Origin of the sequence: Cellvibrio zantedeschiae (assembly GCF_014652535.1) — a bacterium.
Lineage (GTDB): Bacteria > Pseudomonadota > Gammaproteobacteria > Pseudomonadales > Cellvibrionaceae > Cellvibrio > Cellvibrio zantedeschiae.
This window is the reverse complement of the sequence record NZ_BMYZ01000002.1, coordinates 420,897-436,389: the sequence shown is the minus strand read 5'-3', so window position 1 is coordinate 436,389 and position 15,493 is coordinate 420,897. Positions and strand designations below refer to the sequence as shown.

The 15,493-nt window shown below is 46.7% G+C and carries 16 protein-coding genes; 2 read left to right on the top strand and 14 right to left on the bottom strand.

The window, feature by feature from the left end; translation table 11 throughout:
• Positions 1-8 precede the first annotated feature (8 nt).
• The 14 genes from IE104_RS12665 to traD form a co-directional block, all read right to left on the bottom strand.
• Positions 9-2,837 carry a conjugative transfer ATPase gene (locus IE104_RS12665; RefSeq protein ID WP_189419100.1) on the bottom strand — a complete coding sequence of 943 codons (2,829 nt, stop codon included), beginning with the start codon at positions 2,835-2,837 and terminating at the stop codon, positions 9-11.
• Positions 2,834-3,358, bottom strand: a complete 525-nt coding sequence (locus IE104_RS12660; RefSeq protein ID WP_189419098.1) for a TIGR03751 family conjugal transfer lipoprotein — start codon at positions 3,356-3,358, stop codon at positions 2,834-2,836. The genes IE104_RS12665 and IE104_RS12660 overlap by 4 nt, the downstream gene beginning before the upstream one ends.
• Complete coding sequence (locus IE104_RS12655) at positions 3,336-4,847, bottom strand: TIGR03752 family integrating conjugative element protein (RefSeq protein ID WP_189419096.1); 1,512 nt, start codon at positions 4,845-4,847, stop codon at positions 3,336-3,338. The genes IE104_RS12660 and IE104_RS12655 overlap by 23 nt, the downstream gene beginning before the upstream one ends.
• The gene (locus IE104_RS12650) at positions 4,837-5,673 is read right to left on the bottom strand and encodes a TIGR03749 family integrating conjugative element protein (RefSeq protein ID WP_189419094.1); all 837 of its coding nucleotides are present in this window, start codon (positions 5,671-5,673) and stop codon (positions 4,837-4,839) included. The genes IE104_RS12655 and IE104_RS12650 overlap by 11 nt, the downstream gene beginning before the upstream one ends.
• Positions 5,670-6,296: a DUF2895 family protein gene (locus IE104_RS12645; RefSeq protein WP_189419092.1), complete on the bottom strand. Its 627-nt coding sequence runs from the start codon at positions 6,294-6,296 to the stop codon at positions 5,670-5,672. Before IE104_RS12645 ends, IE104_RS12650 begins: the two co-directional genes overlap by 4 nt.
• Positions 6,289-6,642, bottom strand: a complete 354-nt coding sequence (locus IE104_RS12640) for a DUF3487 family protein (protein ID WP_189419090.1) — start codon at positions 6,640-6,642, stop codon at positions 6,289-6,291. The genes IE104_RS12645 and IE104_RS12640 overlap by 8 nt, the downstream gene beginning before the upstream one ends.
• A gap of 16 nt (positions 6,643-6,658) precedes the next feature.
• Positions 6,659-7,066 carry a hypothetical protein gene (locus IE104_RS12635; protein ID WP_189419088.1) on the bottom strand — a complete coding sequence of 136 codons (408 nt, stop codon included), beginning with the start codon at positions 7,064-7,066 and terminating at the stop codon, positions 6,659-6,661.
• Between the two features lie 235 nt (positions 7,067-7,301).
• On the bottom strand, positions 7,302-7,625 hold the full coding sequence (locus IE104_RS12630; RefSeq protein WP_189419086.1) for an integrative conjugative element protein, RAQPRD family: 324 nt from the start codon (positions 7,623-7,625) through the stop codon (positions 7,302-7,304).
• Positions 7,622-8,110, bottom strand: a complete 489-nt coding sequence (locus IE104_RS12625; protein WP_189419085.1) for a PFL_4695 family integrating conjugative element protein — start codon at positions 8,108-8,110, stop codon at positions 7,622-7,624. Before IE104_RS12625 ends, IE104_RS12630 begins: the two co-directional genes overlap by 4 nt.
• A complete protein-coding gene (locus IE104_RS12620) occupies positions 8,110-8,670 on the bottom strand; it encodes a lysozyme family protein (protein ID WP_189419083.1) in 561 nt (186 codons plus the stop codon). Before IE104_RS12620 ends, IE104_RS12625 begins: the two co-directional genes overlap by 1 nt.
• A complete protein-coding gene (locus IE104_RS12615) occupies positions 8,670-9,401 on the bottom strand; it encodes a hypothetical protein (RefSeq protein WP_189419081.1) in 732 nt (243 codons plus the stop codon). The genes IE104_RS12620 and IE104_RS12615 overlap by 1 nt, the downstream gene beginning before the upstream one ends.
• The gene (locus IE104_RS12610) at positions 9,401-10,126 is read right to left on the bottom strand and encodes a hypothetical protein (protein ID WP_189419079.1); all 726 of its coding nucleotides are present in this window, start codon (positions 10,124-10,126) and stop codon (positions 9,401-9,403) included. The genes IE104_RS12615 and IE104_RS12610 overlap by 1 nt, the downstream gene beginning before the upstream one ends.
• 14 nt (positions 10,127-10,140) lie before the next feature.
• Positions 10,141-10,842 (bottom strand): IncC plasmid conjugative DNA transfer DtrJ family protein, encoded by a 702-nt coding sequence (locus tag IE104_RS12605; RefSeq protein WP_189419077.1) that lies wholly within the window; start codon positions 10,840-10,842, stop codon positions 10,141-10,143.
• Positions 10,842-13,043, bottom strand: coding sequence for a type IV conjugative transfer system coupling protein TraD (traD, locus tag IE104_RS12600; protein WP_189419076.1), 2,202 nt, complete (start codon positions 13,041-13,043; stop codon positions 10,842-10,844). The genes IE104_RS12605 and traD overlap by 1 nt, the downstream gene beginning before the upstream one ends.
• Before the next feature lie 205 nt (positions 13,044-13,248).
• On the opposite strand from traD, the gene IE104_RS12595 reads away from it, so the two are divergent.
• Together IE104_RS12595 and mobH are read left to right on the top strand one after the other, a co-directional pair.
• A complete protein-coding gene (locus IE104_RS12595) occupies positions 13,249-13,647 on the top strand; it encodes a hypothetical protein (protein ID WP_189419074.1) in 399 nt (132 codons plus the stop codon).
• Complete coding sequence (mobH, locus tag IE104_RS12590) at positions 13,644-15,482, top strand: MobH family relaxase (protein WP_189419072.1); 1,839 nt, start codon at positions 13,644-13,646, stop codon at positions 15,480-15,482. The genes IE104_RS12595 and mobH overlap by 4 nt, the downstream gene beginning before the upstream one ends.
• The last annotated feature ends 11 nt before the right edge of the window (positions 15,483-15,493 follow it).

Sequence of the window (15,493 nt, the reverse complement as noted above, 5' to 3'; positions counted from 1 at the left end):
AATGTCTCCTATGCTGCCATCGCTTGCATTCGGCGACGCTCGGCAATTTGCTCACCGATCATTTCCGCTGCTGCTGTTTCGTCGATGTTATGCAAACGCATCAACTTCATTCGCTCGCGTTTTTCTTCCTTCTCAGTTTGTCCCAGGGCTAAGCATAAGCCTGGTGGAACTATCCGGAATAAACCTTGTACGTTGTCACTCATGATGACCCCTTCCGTATACTTGCCCGATGCTTTACGGGTACTCAGCAACATTGAGCGTTGATCCGGAGAAAGCTTCTTGAAACGCTCAATATTGGCGAGCTCGCCCTGGTCAATGAACAAACACATCCACCACTCAAACATGGCCAGCATCTTCTCGGACTCATCCGGGTAGTCCTTCATGTTCTGCGTTGCTTGCCACAACCAAAGCCCCATACGGCGCCCCAAGAGCTTGGAAACAACAACTAGGTATTTCGCTAACAACGGGTTAGTCGTCAGCACGTGAGCTTCATCAGTGAGATTAATCGTGGGGCGGCCATCGCGCTGCGTGCGTTGTGCACGCGCAATTACCTGGTTGATGATGGAAATGTATGCAACCGACAATTTATCGTTGGTATCATTACCCGAAGCGAGCGCGCCCATTTCAATGCGAATGTAATCCGCATCGGGCATCTCTTCTCCGGGGCGATTGAAGAGTTCCCCAGCAAAGCCATCACAAAACAATTCCATTGCATCAGCCATTTCAGTAATACGCTGAGCGAGCTGAGGACGCTCTTTAATTTGTTCACGCAAACAAGCAATAACTTGCGATGGCAGGCAGTCGTTACTTCCTGAAAGGCGGGATTGTATAGCTGCATCGAGTAGTGCTTTTTTCAGCAGGCCGAGGTCAGAGCGGTTCATGCGTTGCTCTTCTTTATGCTCGCCTCCGGTAACCATCAGACGAGCAATGATCAGCATTTCACCTAAAATGTCTCGCGATACAACTTCATCCTCACTGTCACCCTTGTCAGCCTCGTCAAGTTCGGCATCACCGACAAGAACATCTTCAACGATACTGGTGAGCTGGATAACGTTGCCGCTGGGGTCAATGAGATCCATTGCAGGTTTGAAGGGCGCGATGGATGGCGCCTGCCCTGGGCGTAAAACGATATCGACTACCGATTTACCATGTTTCTTAAAGTAATTGGATAACAAGCCAAACGAGTTACCCGCTTCGACGACAACCCACCGAGGGTTGTATACGGCAGTGATTAGCATTTGCAGATAAACGAGACTTGCAGATTTTCCTGCTCCTGTTGGGCCGAACAAAAATAGATGGGCGTTCTTTGCGCGGTCACCCTGTAGTAACGGATCGCAGCTGAAGTCCTCACCTCCACGGTTGTAGGCAACAATACAAGGATTGCCGGTGCCAATCCCTCTCCCATAGAAAGGGAGGATATTTGCTAAGTGGTTGGTATAGATAATGCGCTGTCGAATGTTTACCTGATCAAGTGTTGTATCGTAGGCACAAGGAAGGAATCGGATGTAACGATCAAGGCGAAATTGATCGTACTCTGGATCAATAATTTGAAAATTTTTTTTCATCAAAAGCGTATCAGCTTCGAGGATGGCATCTTCCATATCGTCATCATCGTCAGCGCGTAGCGCTATTGCCATACTGTAGGGATAAAGCTTATTCCCGCGAGCGATTTGCGCACGAGCCGCTTTAACCTCAATTCGGGTAGCTTCGGCTTCCGGAGTATCACCGCGCGAATTCTTTTCCAGTTTTTCTAAGTGCTTTCGAATAGCATTTTGCGGTTGCGCCACATAAGTAACGATTAACATTGAACCCTTCGGTAGCTCGTCAATGAAGCATGACGTTCTTGCGTTCGGGCCCGACCGCTCCTCCTTACTTTCATAGCGTTCAGCAGATGTCTGCCCAACCTCTGGAACACGGGTCATTCGCTCAACGGAAAGCACGGTGTGCGGCATACCGTCGAAATACCAACACTTCGTTTTCTTATCTCCACGGATATCGCGACTCATCACATCAGCAGATAAATCAAATTCAGCAGTCTTCATTTCGTCCGTGCAATACGGATTCATAGCTAGCCACGCATCCTTGTCACCATTCGTAACTTTAGGAGAGGGATTACCCCAACGGAATAGCCAGTTGCGTATGGCTTCACCCTGGAGGCGTTTAGAATCGATTCCAGCCGCCTTAAGCATTTGTGATACGCGTTTGCATTGATTCTCAAGCTCACGGATCGCGGTCATCCCCTTCCTGCGCTGGATTCCGGTTAATTGTCTGCGATAAAACACCAGGTAGACCTTACGCTTTGAGCCTCCCCACTGACGTCCATTCAGTGGATCTTTGAATAGACCATAGGGAGCCGACATATCCCGTACATGAGGGCCAAAAACATTGTTGATGAAATGTTCGCTGTAAGGAGTTAGCTTGGCATCGCGCATCGCATGCATGCGAATGGAGTGGGTTAATAGCCTATCAGTGAGCCCGCGGAATTCGTCGTTATCGCACCAACAATATGTAGAGACCACCCAGGGGGCCATTGCGTGTTCTTCGAAAGTACCGCCCACAAATGCATTGATGCTATCTCGGATATTTTGCAGATGCTCATCAGAGCGAGCTTCCGTAGCAATGGGTGTGATGTCATAAACAGCAGCGACGGTTCTTGCATCTGACAAGAGAATTTTGTCCTCTTCAACAATATCCATCCACGGTAACAGGCCAGTGATCGACCTGTTATTCTTGTAGGCTGGTTTCAAGTCTTCGTCAGTAATCTGGGGGCCACCATTCAACGTGGATCCCTTTAACAAGTCTTTGATAAGCGCTACTGGGTTTATATCGAAATTCATGTGCGCTTCCCTTTTGATTTTGAGGCGGAATTTTCAATCGCTCGCTCATCGACTTCTTCGATACGCTTGCAAACTCCATCCTTAGGATGATCGGGAAAGCATTTCACTTCCGGATGCTTAGGCCGTGAAATTACCTCATTAGGCATTGCGTAATGAGTGCGGTCATACATGGTAAATCTAGTCATGTAGGCAGGCACTGCAGCTCCAGAATTTCCAATAACGTGCGGCCTCACGTACATATACAACTCCGGATTTGGAAGAGCTGGAAACAAGTGTTGTATTTGTGCAGCACGCGGCGGCAAATCGGAAATGTAATCCTCTTCACTTGAGATGGGTCGCGCACGAATTTCCATCTCCCGTCGGCGCAATACCTCTGGGTTTCCGTTACCAGTCTTGCTGTCGTAAATTTGCTTCATGGTAGGCGTATTCGTAGGAACCACTTTATCGATGTGCGATGCACACCCACTCAGTGCGAAAACGACAACGATAATGAATGCATTAATCCATTTTTCTTGAGCCATTTTTATTCCCCTGTGTGTAAACGAGTTTGCGACTGCCGGTGTTGTAATCGACATAGAGATCGCGTGTGATGTGAAGTGAAACTTTTTCACCTGGATTAACCACGATTGCGTCGAACGAGTCGCGCGTATGAGTTCGATAGAAGTCAATTACCGTCTGCATAGCTCCAGCTGCGGTCGCATTATTCGCAAACTTAACTTGGTCGCCGGTGACCGTAGAATTCGACCCGCCAAGTGGATTTACTGTGTTAGTTGTCTCTGCGTTAGCCTTCGCATCGAAATAGCTTTTTGCCATTCCAAGCAAACCCATTTGCGCCAACTGTTGCGGAGCGTCAGTGACACGAACACCACCGATACATGGCACGCCCTGGGGATTGCTGATGTACCCGATTGGATCGCCACTGGCACCCCTACTCTTGCCTTCAGCAGAAGCCATAGGGTTTGTTTCCATCTGACCTTCTGGACGGCCCTCAAACTCGTTCTTATCGGTGTTTGGAAGATGCTGTACTCGACCGTCGGCAAACGTGAATGTTGCCCCGGTAAGTTGAACTGACACGCAACTCAAATTCCAATTGCCCGTTGCGATACCTTCAGCAACTATCCCCTGCAGTCCTGGAATTGAAAGGCCATTTGTAGCCAAGTTATCGTCCCCAATAATGAACTTCACTGGGAACGGATCTTGCACTCGGCCACCCACAGGAACGCGCCCGATCATTGCGGTCATCGCTACTGCATCCATGATTGTGGCGCGAGCCGGGATAGTAAAATGAGGTGTCGTCACGCTCTTTTTCTTGCCATCAGTAAGCGTCACGTCCTTCCCGTGTTGCTCGATATTGCCGCGCGGGGCCAACCCAAGTTTTTCTGCATTGTCCATTGCAGTGCTAACTCCAGGTTTCAAACCACTCGAACCGACGTTTGATGAAGCAGACAAGGGTCGAACTGCCACATATCCCTCCATGAGAGTGACTTGCGCTTGCGGATGATCTTTACCATCTGCTTTTGCATTTCCGATACCCAAATCATCATTCGAGAATGCGTAGCCGTTCGCCTTGGTAGTATTAAGGCGCTTTTCCTGAGTACTGAATTGGCCTGCCAAATCACCTACAGTCTCCTTAATCTGATCGACTGTACTTGCCACAGCATTAACGCGATCATCGCCCTTTGCATCCGCACCAACCCTCTTCTCGATATTGCCCTGGCGTTCGGACACTTCCTTTAAAGTCTTTTCGAGCTCAAGCCGAGCGTTGCGCTCGACCTCATATCGTTTTTGTACATCCTTCAAAGATTCAGAAACGGTATCGCCCGTAACTTCAACAACTTTTACTTTAGAATTTGGCCTGACCGTTGGCTTTGTATTCCCTGTAGCAACAGGATCACCAGTACCGGGCAATGCTGGCGCTTCCTCTGGCTTATTGCTCCGGTTAATGAACACAACGACTACACCAAATAGAAGAATACCCATCAAAGCCCAAACGATTTTGTTAGTACGCATAGCTGTCCTCCGTCAACGCTTCTGCAAACGGAACATCAGAAATCAAATATATCGTTGTCCTATCAGTAAGAGCGCCTCTGGGCCCAATACGCAAATGCTGCGCGGTTATATGGGTAAAGTTTCCGCGCACACGGGAAGCATCAAACTCAAACGCGACTGACGACTGGTTAACGACAAGTACGGCCGTAATATATTTTCCAAAGCCTGTCCAAGCTCCAACCACACTCACCGAAACGAGCTCACCGTGCGCGCTCTGCAAAAGAGGAAAATTCTTGTTGAGTGATTTAATTTTAGTAAGCGAAATACGAGCATCAGCAGGGATCAATCGACTTGGTGCATAGAGCGTTTGCGATGCAAATCTTGTAAGAATAATTTCTGCAGGGTCCTCAAGCTCTTCCGATTCTTCGACCGGTTGTACCTCCGCTGAGCTTGTTGTCTGTCCTGATCGCGCTATTTCATTGATAGGTACACGTGCAGGATCTTCGATGACAATATCCTCTTTTACAGCAGATTTATCGGCAGACAAATCAATGACGTAAACTGTATGCCCGTCTTTAGCTGTAGCGAGAATACGGCCCGTAGGAAATTCTTCAATGGGCGTCCAATAAATCATTCGGGTGTTCGGAGCAAGCGACGTCAATTTTTCCGAAACTGCCATCGGAACCTGGATATCGACGTCCGTTGGAAAAGTTACTCGAATTTCCTGACCGATGGGAATGACCAATGACAGCGGCTTGTCTTCCCATACACGGCGTGAATCAGCATGAGCGACGTTACATAAAAGTGCTCCAGCAAGGATAAATTTCCAATGAAGTTTTAACATCATTTCTTCTCCACTTGAACGTGCTCGACTTCCGTTCTCTCAGGCTGAGCATAGAAGCCATCGAGGGACATACCCATTGCATTGCATTTTCGTGTATCAGGAACAACACGCAGCGGGTAGCGCACGATTATGTCTTTGATAGGAAGCGCTTCGATACGCTCGTGAACTCTGGTCGTCAGAGTAACGGCAAAAACATTATTTCCCATTGGAGTAGACATACCTTCAGCGTACGCATCTTCCATCGACAAATTGCGCGTTCGACCAAGCTCCCCTGCGTCTTCTTTTTGCTTAGCATTTTCCTTGAGCCATGTAAAAAAAGTGGGCGTGACGTAACACTCATACTTTTTAATATTGCTGATGTAATCAACTTTTCCTTCATGCTCCCAATCGTTCAGTGAACGCCACACATTGCTAGCAAAGGCATAAGAATTCGGAGCCTGCAATTCCCCAGGTTTAATATTTGCGCCACGAGAAAGATCGGGCGGGATATGGCAATTGAAGTCATTTTGTTTGTTGTCGATTGTGACAAGCAATCCTGCGGACAGAGCGCTAGCCATGATGAAGCCGACACGCAATGTCCAAATATGTGAATCACGAGCGCTGACAGCGTTACGCGGATTACTCACGTTTACGTGCTCCTCTTCCGTAGCGGGTACTTTCCTCAATCAAGTCGAGACCAAACATTCCAGAACGCAGCTTCAACATAAAAAATTTTTCTTTTAGCCACGTTTCATAATATTTATTGCGTACCGCGCAAATATAATTTAGTACCAGATAGGTACAACCCAACCCAATTAATAGACCTACAACGAGACCAATTAAAATCATTCCCATCATTAAGCCGCCGAGAAACCCCAGCGGCACACCAACACCAAACGAGATGACAGCCGACATGACAATTTCACTGCCGGTACAATCCATAAATACAATTGGCTCAGCATTGATGCTGTCAGCTAGGCGATCATCACTCATAGTGAAAACCCGATGGTTAGTTGAGAATATTGGTAACCCAAGCAGCGAGTAAAATCGTGCAGATAACCACCACAGCGTTACCTGTAATTTCACCAACAACGTCTGCCCATTTACCTTCTTCATCACGACGAACTTTATGAACAGATTTAACGGTGTTTTTAATGAAACCAACACCGACAATCACCACCAAAATCCAGAGAATCATTTTCACAGCGTATTTAATAACCGCTGTAATAATCTCAGTAGCTGACGAAGAACTAGTAACGTTAGGAATGCTGACTGTTGGTAAATCGAAATCAGCAGCGTGGGAGGGAAACGCAACACACAGCAGCATCATTCCTACGAACAAAATGTAAGGATGATTTGCTAGCCGTGCCAATACACTCGTTTTTGCAAGCGAGTAACTTTCGTGTGTTTTTAACATGATCTTTACCTAGTGAAAAAAAAGTAATGCGAACACCAAAAGCAAAGCGAGCATTCGCGTTATCGTGGTAAAGAAATCAGTAGCGTCAAAGTCGGGATCTCGGCGTACGTCGTTCCACGCCGCCAATGTAAGTTTTATTAAAACAATGCCTAATATGCAAGCAAGCAAAACCATCACAATGACGAACACAGTATTTGGTTGGCCAAAGTAATTTGCGAACGCTGATTTTGTATCGTTATTCATCATTTACTTTACGAGTGTAATTTTCCTGAAGCGCCGCGACCGCGCGAGGCGTGCGAGACGGCTCTTTAGCATGTCTTTCAATTGCGCTCTGCATTTGCTCCAGATCACGCTGCAAAGCTTCATAGTCAAATCGAGTACGAGCCTTAATATCGGTGTTAACTTCTGCCTTTTTAGCTAGCGCTTTAACATTCTCGATCTCGTTGGCGATGGCAATTAAATAGCGGCTCTCGTCTTCGCTTTCTTCACTAAAGGCCACCCGGGGAGCAAGCAAAGCTATGAGAACCAGAATCAATCCTGTAAATTTTAAAGCCTTCATTGAGCAACCTCCTCCCCGGTAACTAGGACGGGATATACGTTAAAATGTAGAATTTCCGCGATTTCATCCATCGGCACAGCCACCAACGGTAGCGGTTTGACAAAGGATGCAAGCGAATCGAATTCACTCTTGCTGGCAATATTGGTAGCCAAGCCTTGAGCACCAATTTTCTGTAAATATTTCCTATTCTTTTCAACCCAATCACGAGAAAACGCATCGACACTTATTACAAAGAATGGCTGCGCTCCTTTTATCGGCTGACTTAATTTCTGCGGTTCATCTAGGTATCCAGGCTGAAGCTTCGAACGCATCGGATAGCGTGCACGTTCATCAAGGGGAACTGGCTTGAGATATCGGAAGGTGTCGCCCTTTTGCGGCTTCACCGGAACGCCAGAAGGATGACCGCCGTAGTCACTGATCACGACGGGCTCCGCCATGCATGCGGCCGCTTGAATCACAAAAACAGCAATCAATATTCGCTTCACTATATGGCTCCATATCTGGTGCAGTAGTCGCTTATTTTTTTGCAACGTTTAAACACCTCTTCTCTGTAATTCTTTGCAAGTTCAGCATTCGACGGAGTGTGGTACCTCCCCACTGCCTCCCACCAATTTGGCCTACCCTGCTTGACAGTCCATTCAAATTCATTAGCAAGCAATTGCGCCGCATAGGTCAAATTTATCCCTGGATCAAGCAGCTGTGCCTTATCCGCAAACAAATGCCCATGGGAAGGTAGATAAATCTGCCCAAGACCAACAGCTATCCTGGCTTTGTCATCGACAGCCAGGAATTGTCGGAGGGCAACCTCCGCACTTTCCTTAGAATCGAAGTAGTAGGCTTTCAACTCAACGTTGAGCACCCATGGCCAAGGCAAGTACCGATTAGCTTTGGTCTTACCACTCTCCTGGAGTAACACGGCAAAGAGAACATCGACCGGTATGTGATAGTCCGCTGCAATCTTGTGATAAGCACTAGGGATAGTTGATGCCTGCGCGGTTCCAAATAGAACAGCGGCGACCAACCCAAATAACGAACGTCCTAACATTAGAAAATCACCGCCTTGTATTCGGATTTTGTCTGCAAATAAGCAATTGGAAATTCGATTAGCGAGATCGGCGTCGTTGTCACCATGTCCATATAATTGTTTTCCATGTTCAACGTAATTTGCTTAACATGGACTCGATCAACAGGAATGTTTGCTGCGGTGGCCCACGCAAAAACTTCTTTTTCAGTCTTCGCCTTTCTTACAAAAATATCGATGTGTGCCGAGGTAGTTAACAATCTATTCGTTAACGCCCGACAACGAGCCTCACAAGGCCCAGCCTCAACGAAATACAAAACGCGATCGGAGGCAGTAATATTTTTTACATCAGGTTTTTTTGCTTCGGCTACCGCTCTATTTTTTTCGTAGACAATTTCGCGTTCATGGTTGTAGATTGCTTGCCATTCAAGAACAGTATTTTCCCTCCATTGATCGAGCTCTGCGGCGATACGGGCGTACCGTATCTTCTCTGCCGGAGAACTCGAATAATGTGAAAGAATTGCGAGTGGAGTTGCCTCGTTTTTCCAGACCGACCAGGGCGACTTTTCTTTGATCGACGTATATCTGTCCCATTCCTGCTTAGTTAGCCCCCAGTATTCCCAAGCATTTTCGTGGGTCTTGGCTTTTTCAATCAGACTGCTCTCAAATGTTGACACTGCGAGGCGATTCTCTTGTGCTCCGCAATAACTGCAAAACAACACTAAAGCAATTAACGATATCTTAAGTAGCTTCATTACAACCTCACAGTCAGCACAGTGCCGTTAGAAGCAACCTGAACTGCACGCGACGCAGGATCAATGCCCACAACTTTAAAGCCGCGCCACTCGTCTCCTACTGTAAGTAGATTTGATGTATTTAAACCCTCCCTGAGGGACGCCCAGACCACACCACCCTGATTCCGAATCGAAACGACATTCACTAAAACAGGCGGTTTTACCGGCTCCTTCGGTTTCACAGCGATTGGCTTAGGAACAGGGCGCGCATTTAATGCTTCAATTTTTGAATTAATTTTTGCAACAGAGTTTTCAAGGGACGTTTGACGCGTTTCAATGTCGGTAAATTGTGCTCGAAGGCCATCCAAACTTTGAACCACCGAACGCAACTCCGTCTTTGCCTGATCCGTAGCGCGTGAGGCTTCAGAAATCGACATGCGGAATGTTTCAATTTGGAGCTGTAGCTCTGCTGCTTCAGACGTTTGATCAACTTTCTTTCCACCAAACATTGCAACTATTCTTTGGACTGGATGATCAACAGCAAGCGAAAACACCATAACGCTAAGCAGTAGTGAAAGCAGAGAAACTGGTAGTGCAAATCCAGAACCGTTTTTTTTCGGTTTCGAAATTTGTGATACTGCGCGGTCACGTGGATCAAATCGCAGAGGCACTTCCGTAGATTCATTAGAAGGTAAGTCGTGGTCTTCACTTTCGTCACGGTTAAATTCTTGCGGTAGAGAGCTCATAAATTCCTCTTGATCTACAAATATTTTTTGAAGCTTTTTACTGTCATGAAAATCATGTAACCCACAACAGTCATAATTGGGAGAAAAACTAGCGTGGGGTGTACTGAGAATGGCAATGTCATGTAGAGACCGAAAGACAACATGGTCAGTGGTGCTATAAGTCTTTTTGATCGGTGATAGATCATTGCCGATTCGATGCCACCACACGCACGACGAATGTCGCGTTCAACAAGACCATCGATAAATGCGACTACACCTACAAGTACAAAACCTGTCGCAGCACTTATACAAATCGTTAACCGCACAGCAAAAATGAATAAGGTATTTATTAAAATCTCAATTCCTTGGGAAACGTAGTCACCGACAGAGTGTCCCCCAGCCCTTCCCAGTGCCGTGGCGATATCACGCAAGTGGAGAAAATTGACAGCGTTATTAATCCAACGACCAAATAGTCCGGCCATTTCGGTTGGATTTAATCCAGTAAGTAAATTGCGATTGAAATCTCCGAGGTAGCTCATTTCAGCTTGCAGGACCTCGCGAGAGTGTTCTGGGCCCCAAAAATATGACATGCCTATAACTTCAATCATCCACGCTACAAACACGGTACAAAGCGACCACCAAATAAACTGAAAACCGAGGCCAAATGTAAGACCAAAAAACCAATCCCAATGGTCCTTCTTTCGGAGTTTTCTCTTCGCTTGATTTTGTTCTGCCATTAGGACACCGCGCTAATATCAGGAAGCTTGTACCACTCTTCATTTGCTGCATTACTTGAATAGGTTTCACGCATGCGTGTGCAGAGGAAATCAAGATTCTTAGGCAACTCACTGGTATCTTTAAACAACGGCAAACGAAGCTTGTAGAGCTTTCCACCTAGCATCGCGTACGCATGCCCTTTCGGAAGTATCATCATGTCGCCTATAGGAATTAACGGTACCGGACGCGAAGAAATACGTTGCTGTGTGTTTGATACGAAATCGTTGAACGACTCAGGATTAGTGTCGTCCACAACACCGCTCACAAGTGTCAATTGGTTGACCTCAACTTCTGGCTGCAGGCCCGTTAATAGCTCTGCGGTTGCTGGTTCCTTGACTCGCAACATTATCAAGTTGCCTAAGTTTCCAATTACTTGGCCCGCACGAGCTGAATCGCCAAACCGAGCAACAATGTCAGAAAGCGTTTGCGTATAAACCGTTAATTGGAAGCCTGCACCACCTGCTTTGTTTGCCATCGGAATAAACTCTTTTCCAACCAGCTCATTGAATTCATCCGCGTGTAGGCAGATTTTGCGAGTCGTCGCTAAAGCAGCGAGTTCAGGAGATAGACCTTGTGTTGTTCCATACTTATAGATCGCACCTGCGCGGCTAGTAAGATCACTGAACATAGAGTTACCTACGGCCTGGGCAACTTCGGCATCGGACAGAGCATCGAGGCCGACATAAACGATACCGCCAGTACGTATTACCTCGTCCCAATCGAAGATAGGGCGCGGATCGTCAAGATTGGTGTAGTCGGGTGAAAGCAGCTCACGTGCAGGTCCGGAAGTAAGCTTTTCAAGTAAAGGGAAAAGTGATGCAACGAGTTTGTCGTAGAATGATTTTTCGTATTCGAAGGTTTTAACTAATGCGTTTGCAACTGGGTCGCGAAGATCAGCCTTCTTGAAGATTTGCGCAGCTGCCCAAGCCTTACGATCACGTGTCGCCTGTGTTTTATCCTGGCGAAGACTTGTGTCCTCAACCATAGAAGCAAGCGCCTTACGCCAATTCTGAACACCTGCTCTGCGAAGCTTTTCTTCGCTAGCAGGTAAATCAAAAATGAACTCCAAATACCGATACAGCAGTGGATCAATATCCGCTCCGTAGTGGAGTAGATTGTCATAGGTAATTGTTTCGCCTAGTGACGTAAGGGTTTTGCTTAAGACGTTGACGTAACGCCAAGTGAATTCGCGAAACGCGGCACTCGCTCCCTCTCCAGGTAGTTGACTCGCAATTCTGGATGCTGGCTCAGTAATGCGACCAAACGTCCCTATAGGATTGTAGCGAGCTGAAATGTCGGGATAGCCCAAATGGAAGACGTAAAATTGATGTAAGCGGTTAGCCTTTTTCGCTTCAAGGTACATGCGCTTAAGAAGATCAGCGTCTCCCTTAGGATCAAACACAATTACGATATCATTGTTATGGATATCCTGTGTGATAAACACTTCAGCCAATCGAGTTTTTCCAACGCGTGTTGTTCCTGCCACTAAAGTGTGGGCGACACGCTCTGCTTGTCGCATGTTGATGGGATTTTCACCTTCCCACAATCCGACAGCATGAATTGCAGGCACCCCTTCAACGTAAGGAATAGGTGCCCAAGGATTGACCCAACTTTCGCGCGAGGTAATCCACCCGAGCCATGCAGTGATCGCCCATCTGCGAAATAGTTTTTCAAAGCCGCGAAAGAATTTGTAGGGCAATTGCTCGTGACGCGTTTTGTGATGATCGAATTCCAAGCGATCAAAATCAATCCGGCGTTGCGTGTGTCGCGCCACCCACTCAAATCCTAAACCGACAAATAAATTTTCTTTACTTTTTGGAATGACATTGCTGTCAATTTCATATTTTGGCAAGACATGCAAACCGTATTGATATGTTAAAAGTTTTCTCGTTTCCCAAAATCGCTGCGTTCCTCGCAGAGCAAGTCCCAACGCAATTGAATATGTTAACGAAGGAGTATTCAGTGCGCCCATTAAAATCGATGGCGACATGAGCACCAATGCGCACGCCAGAAAATATGCAGCGGCAGAAGCCCACTCATAGGGATAGCGCAGCAATTGTTGGATGGGGTGATTTTTACTCATGCCGCGAATGATATGCCTCACGACTTTTGTGTCAGCCGACAAATCGAACTCACCATGTGCAATTTGATTGCTGCGCACATAAAAGCAAAAAAGTTATAAAGCAAACCGCAATGGCGAAGGGACTTATCCCAAGAGAAAAAGCGCGCGCCATCTCACATAAAGCCGTGAGAAGTCGCGCGCTCAAAAAGGCGAATGGAAAGGGTCTAAGAAGGGTTAAGCCATTTAAAGGAAAAAGGATAGAAAGGGTAAAGGGTAAAACGTCCAACAGCCAAAAGGTCTACGAATGTCACAATCTTTTGAAACAAGCCTTCACAAATCGCTTGAGCATATCGGTAAAAAGGAGTGGGCGACCGCATTGCTCAATATCGAAAAGCGATTTACACATGTCCCAGTTTCCGAGACCTCATTTCGTGATGAACTGCTAAGCGCTTTATGGTCTCTACATGAAGCAAAGAAAATAGATAGTGAACTGCCACTACTCCAAGTCTTCGCGATTCGATTTTCAAAATTTGACGCATGGACGTTTAGGTTCATCGAATCCACGGATCAAGGAAAAAAATATCTAAATCCTTTAGTTGATTCAGATGAATCGTTCGGCGGATCTATCGAAGTTCTGCAAAGTTGCAGCGCGTTTCCTGCTGAGGACATTATCAAGCGTTGGGTTCGAGACCACTTGTCATGAGCCAGCTTCCAATTCTTTCAGCTGAGAAGATTTTTGAATACTGCAAAGTTCATCCTAATCTAAATGAATGGCGGCCGTTAGCAGGGTTAGACACGGATGTGTTTGACAAGCTAATTCTTGAACCCATGCATCGATTTGCTGAGGTGGTCCAGCTAGCGCCAGCAAGCGAATCTCATCACCACGCGGGGCCCGGCGGTCTATTTGCACATACGGTCGATGTAATCACTATTGCACTAAAAAAGCGACGTGGGTACCAACTCCCACTAGGTGGCACGATCTCGGAAATTAATGAGCAACGTCACCTATGGACTATGGGTATTTTTGTGGCTTGCCTATTACATGATGTTGGCAAGCTCAGCGCGACCATCAGATTACTAGTGAAGTACAAAAATGGTACCGAGCGACTATGGAATACCCATACAGAGATTTTACCTAAGTTAAAAGCAGCAGTTTCCTACCGCATTGTGTTTGAAAAAACACCTTACGAATACCACCATAAGGTTGCACTTACCCACTTCGAAATTCTGCCCCGCGTGGCCCGTTCCTGGCTGTTTTCAGCACCTCAGGTTATGAGCGAGGTTTGCGCATACCTCTGGGGGGATCGCTTTGAAAGCGGGATCATCGGGGAAATTGCAGAGTTTGCAGACGGTGAGTCAACCGCCCGCAATTTACTAATTCCAGCCGACCACCGCTTTAGCAATGCTATTCCCGCAATCGACCGCTACTTGAAAATGATAAGGCACTGGATAGCAGAAAACGCGATTAGGATAAATGTGAACGGCGGTATGGGCTGGGTTGATCAGCAGGGCCATCTTTACCTAGTGTGTCGATCCTTGGCGGATAAGCTAATTCAGGAATGCGAAGGTCAGGGCTTGAAGAATCTTCCTCAGGATCCTGTTCGGATTTACGACATATTGCAAGAGCACGGATATGCGCTACCTACCAAGGATGGCAAGGCAATTTGGAACATCAATATCGCCACGTCAACCTTTAGCCACAAGTTAACCTGCTTGAAATTTGAAGCCCGTAAATTTTCAAGCCCGTCCAAAGTTTTAAAGCCACTTGAAGGAGAAATAACAATCGGCTCCGAGGAAGGAAGACGAGCCCCTCTGCAAGCCAACGAACATTCGTCCATTTCAGACCACCAAAATGAAGCTGGTTTGGTACCGGCGACCGAAACAACAACACATGAACCTGGCAAACAAGCGCCTACCAACGCTAATGACGACCAGCCATTAGCAAGTGAAGCGGCTACATCTGATCCTGCAGATGAATACCAGGATTCAATCATCGATTCTGATACTCCAATTAGAAGTCGTTCGAACAACGACACCTCGTCACTCGATACCTCAAATGAAACTGCAGGAAAGGTGCTGAGGGAATATGAAGAAAAAGTATTAGTACCTGTCGCAAACATACAATCAGAAAAACATCTGGACTGGGAGGCTGGCGATACAGGCGACAGATTCTTGCAATGGTTGAAGAAAGGCTTAATTGAGAAAACGATTCTTATCAACAATGTGAACGCCGAGGTGCACATTGTTGAGGAAGGTGTATTTCTCCTCGCTCCGGCCATTTTCAAAACATTCTTAAATCGTCATGGCCTTAACGGCGAGTCGCTCCACAAAAACATGTCGAAGCGATTTGCGCGCTTGCGCGTAAATATCAGAACCAATGATATGAACGTACAACCCTATTGGGTTTTCTCAAACAACAGGGCCACCAAAATCCAAGGATGGCTACTGCCGTTCTCGGTCATCTACGAAAACGATTACCCCATCCCAAAACCTAACAAGTTCATTCGAAAGAATCTGGAGGACAAAAACGCTGACTGACTATAACCCTA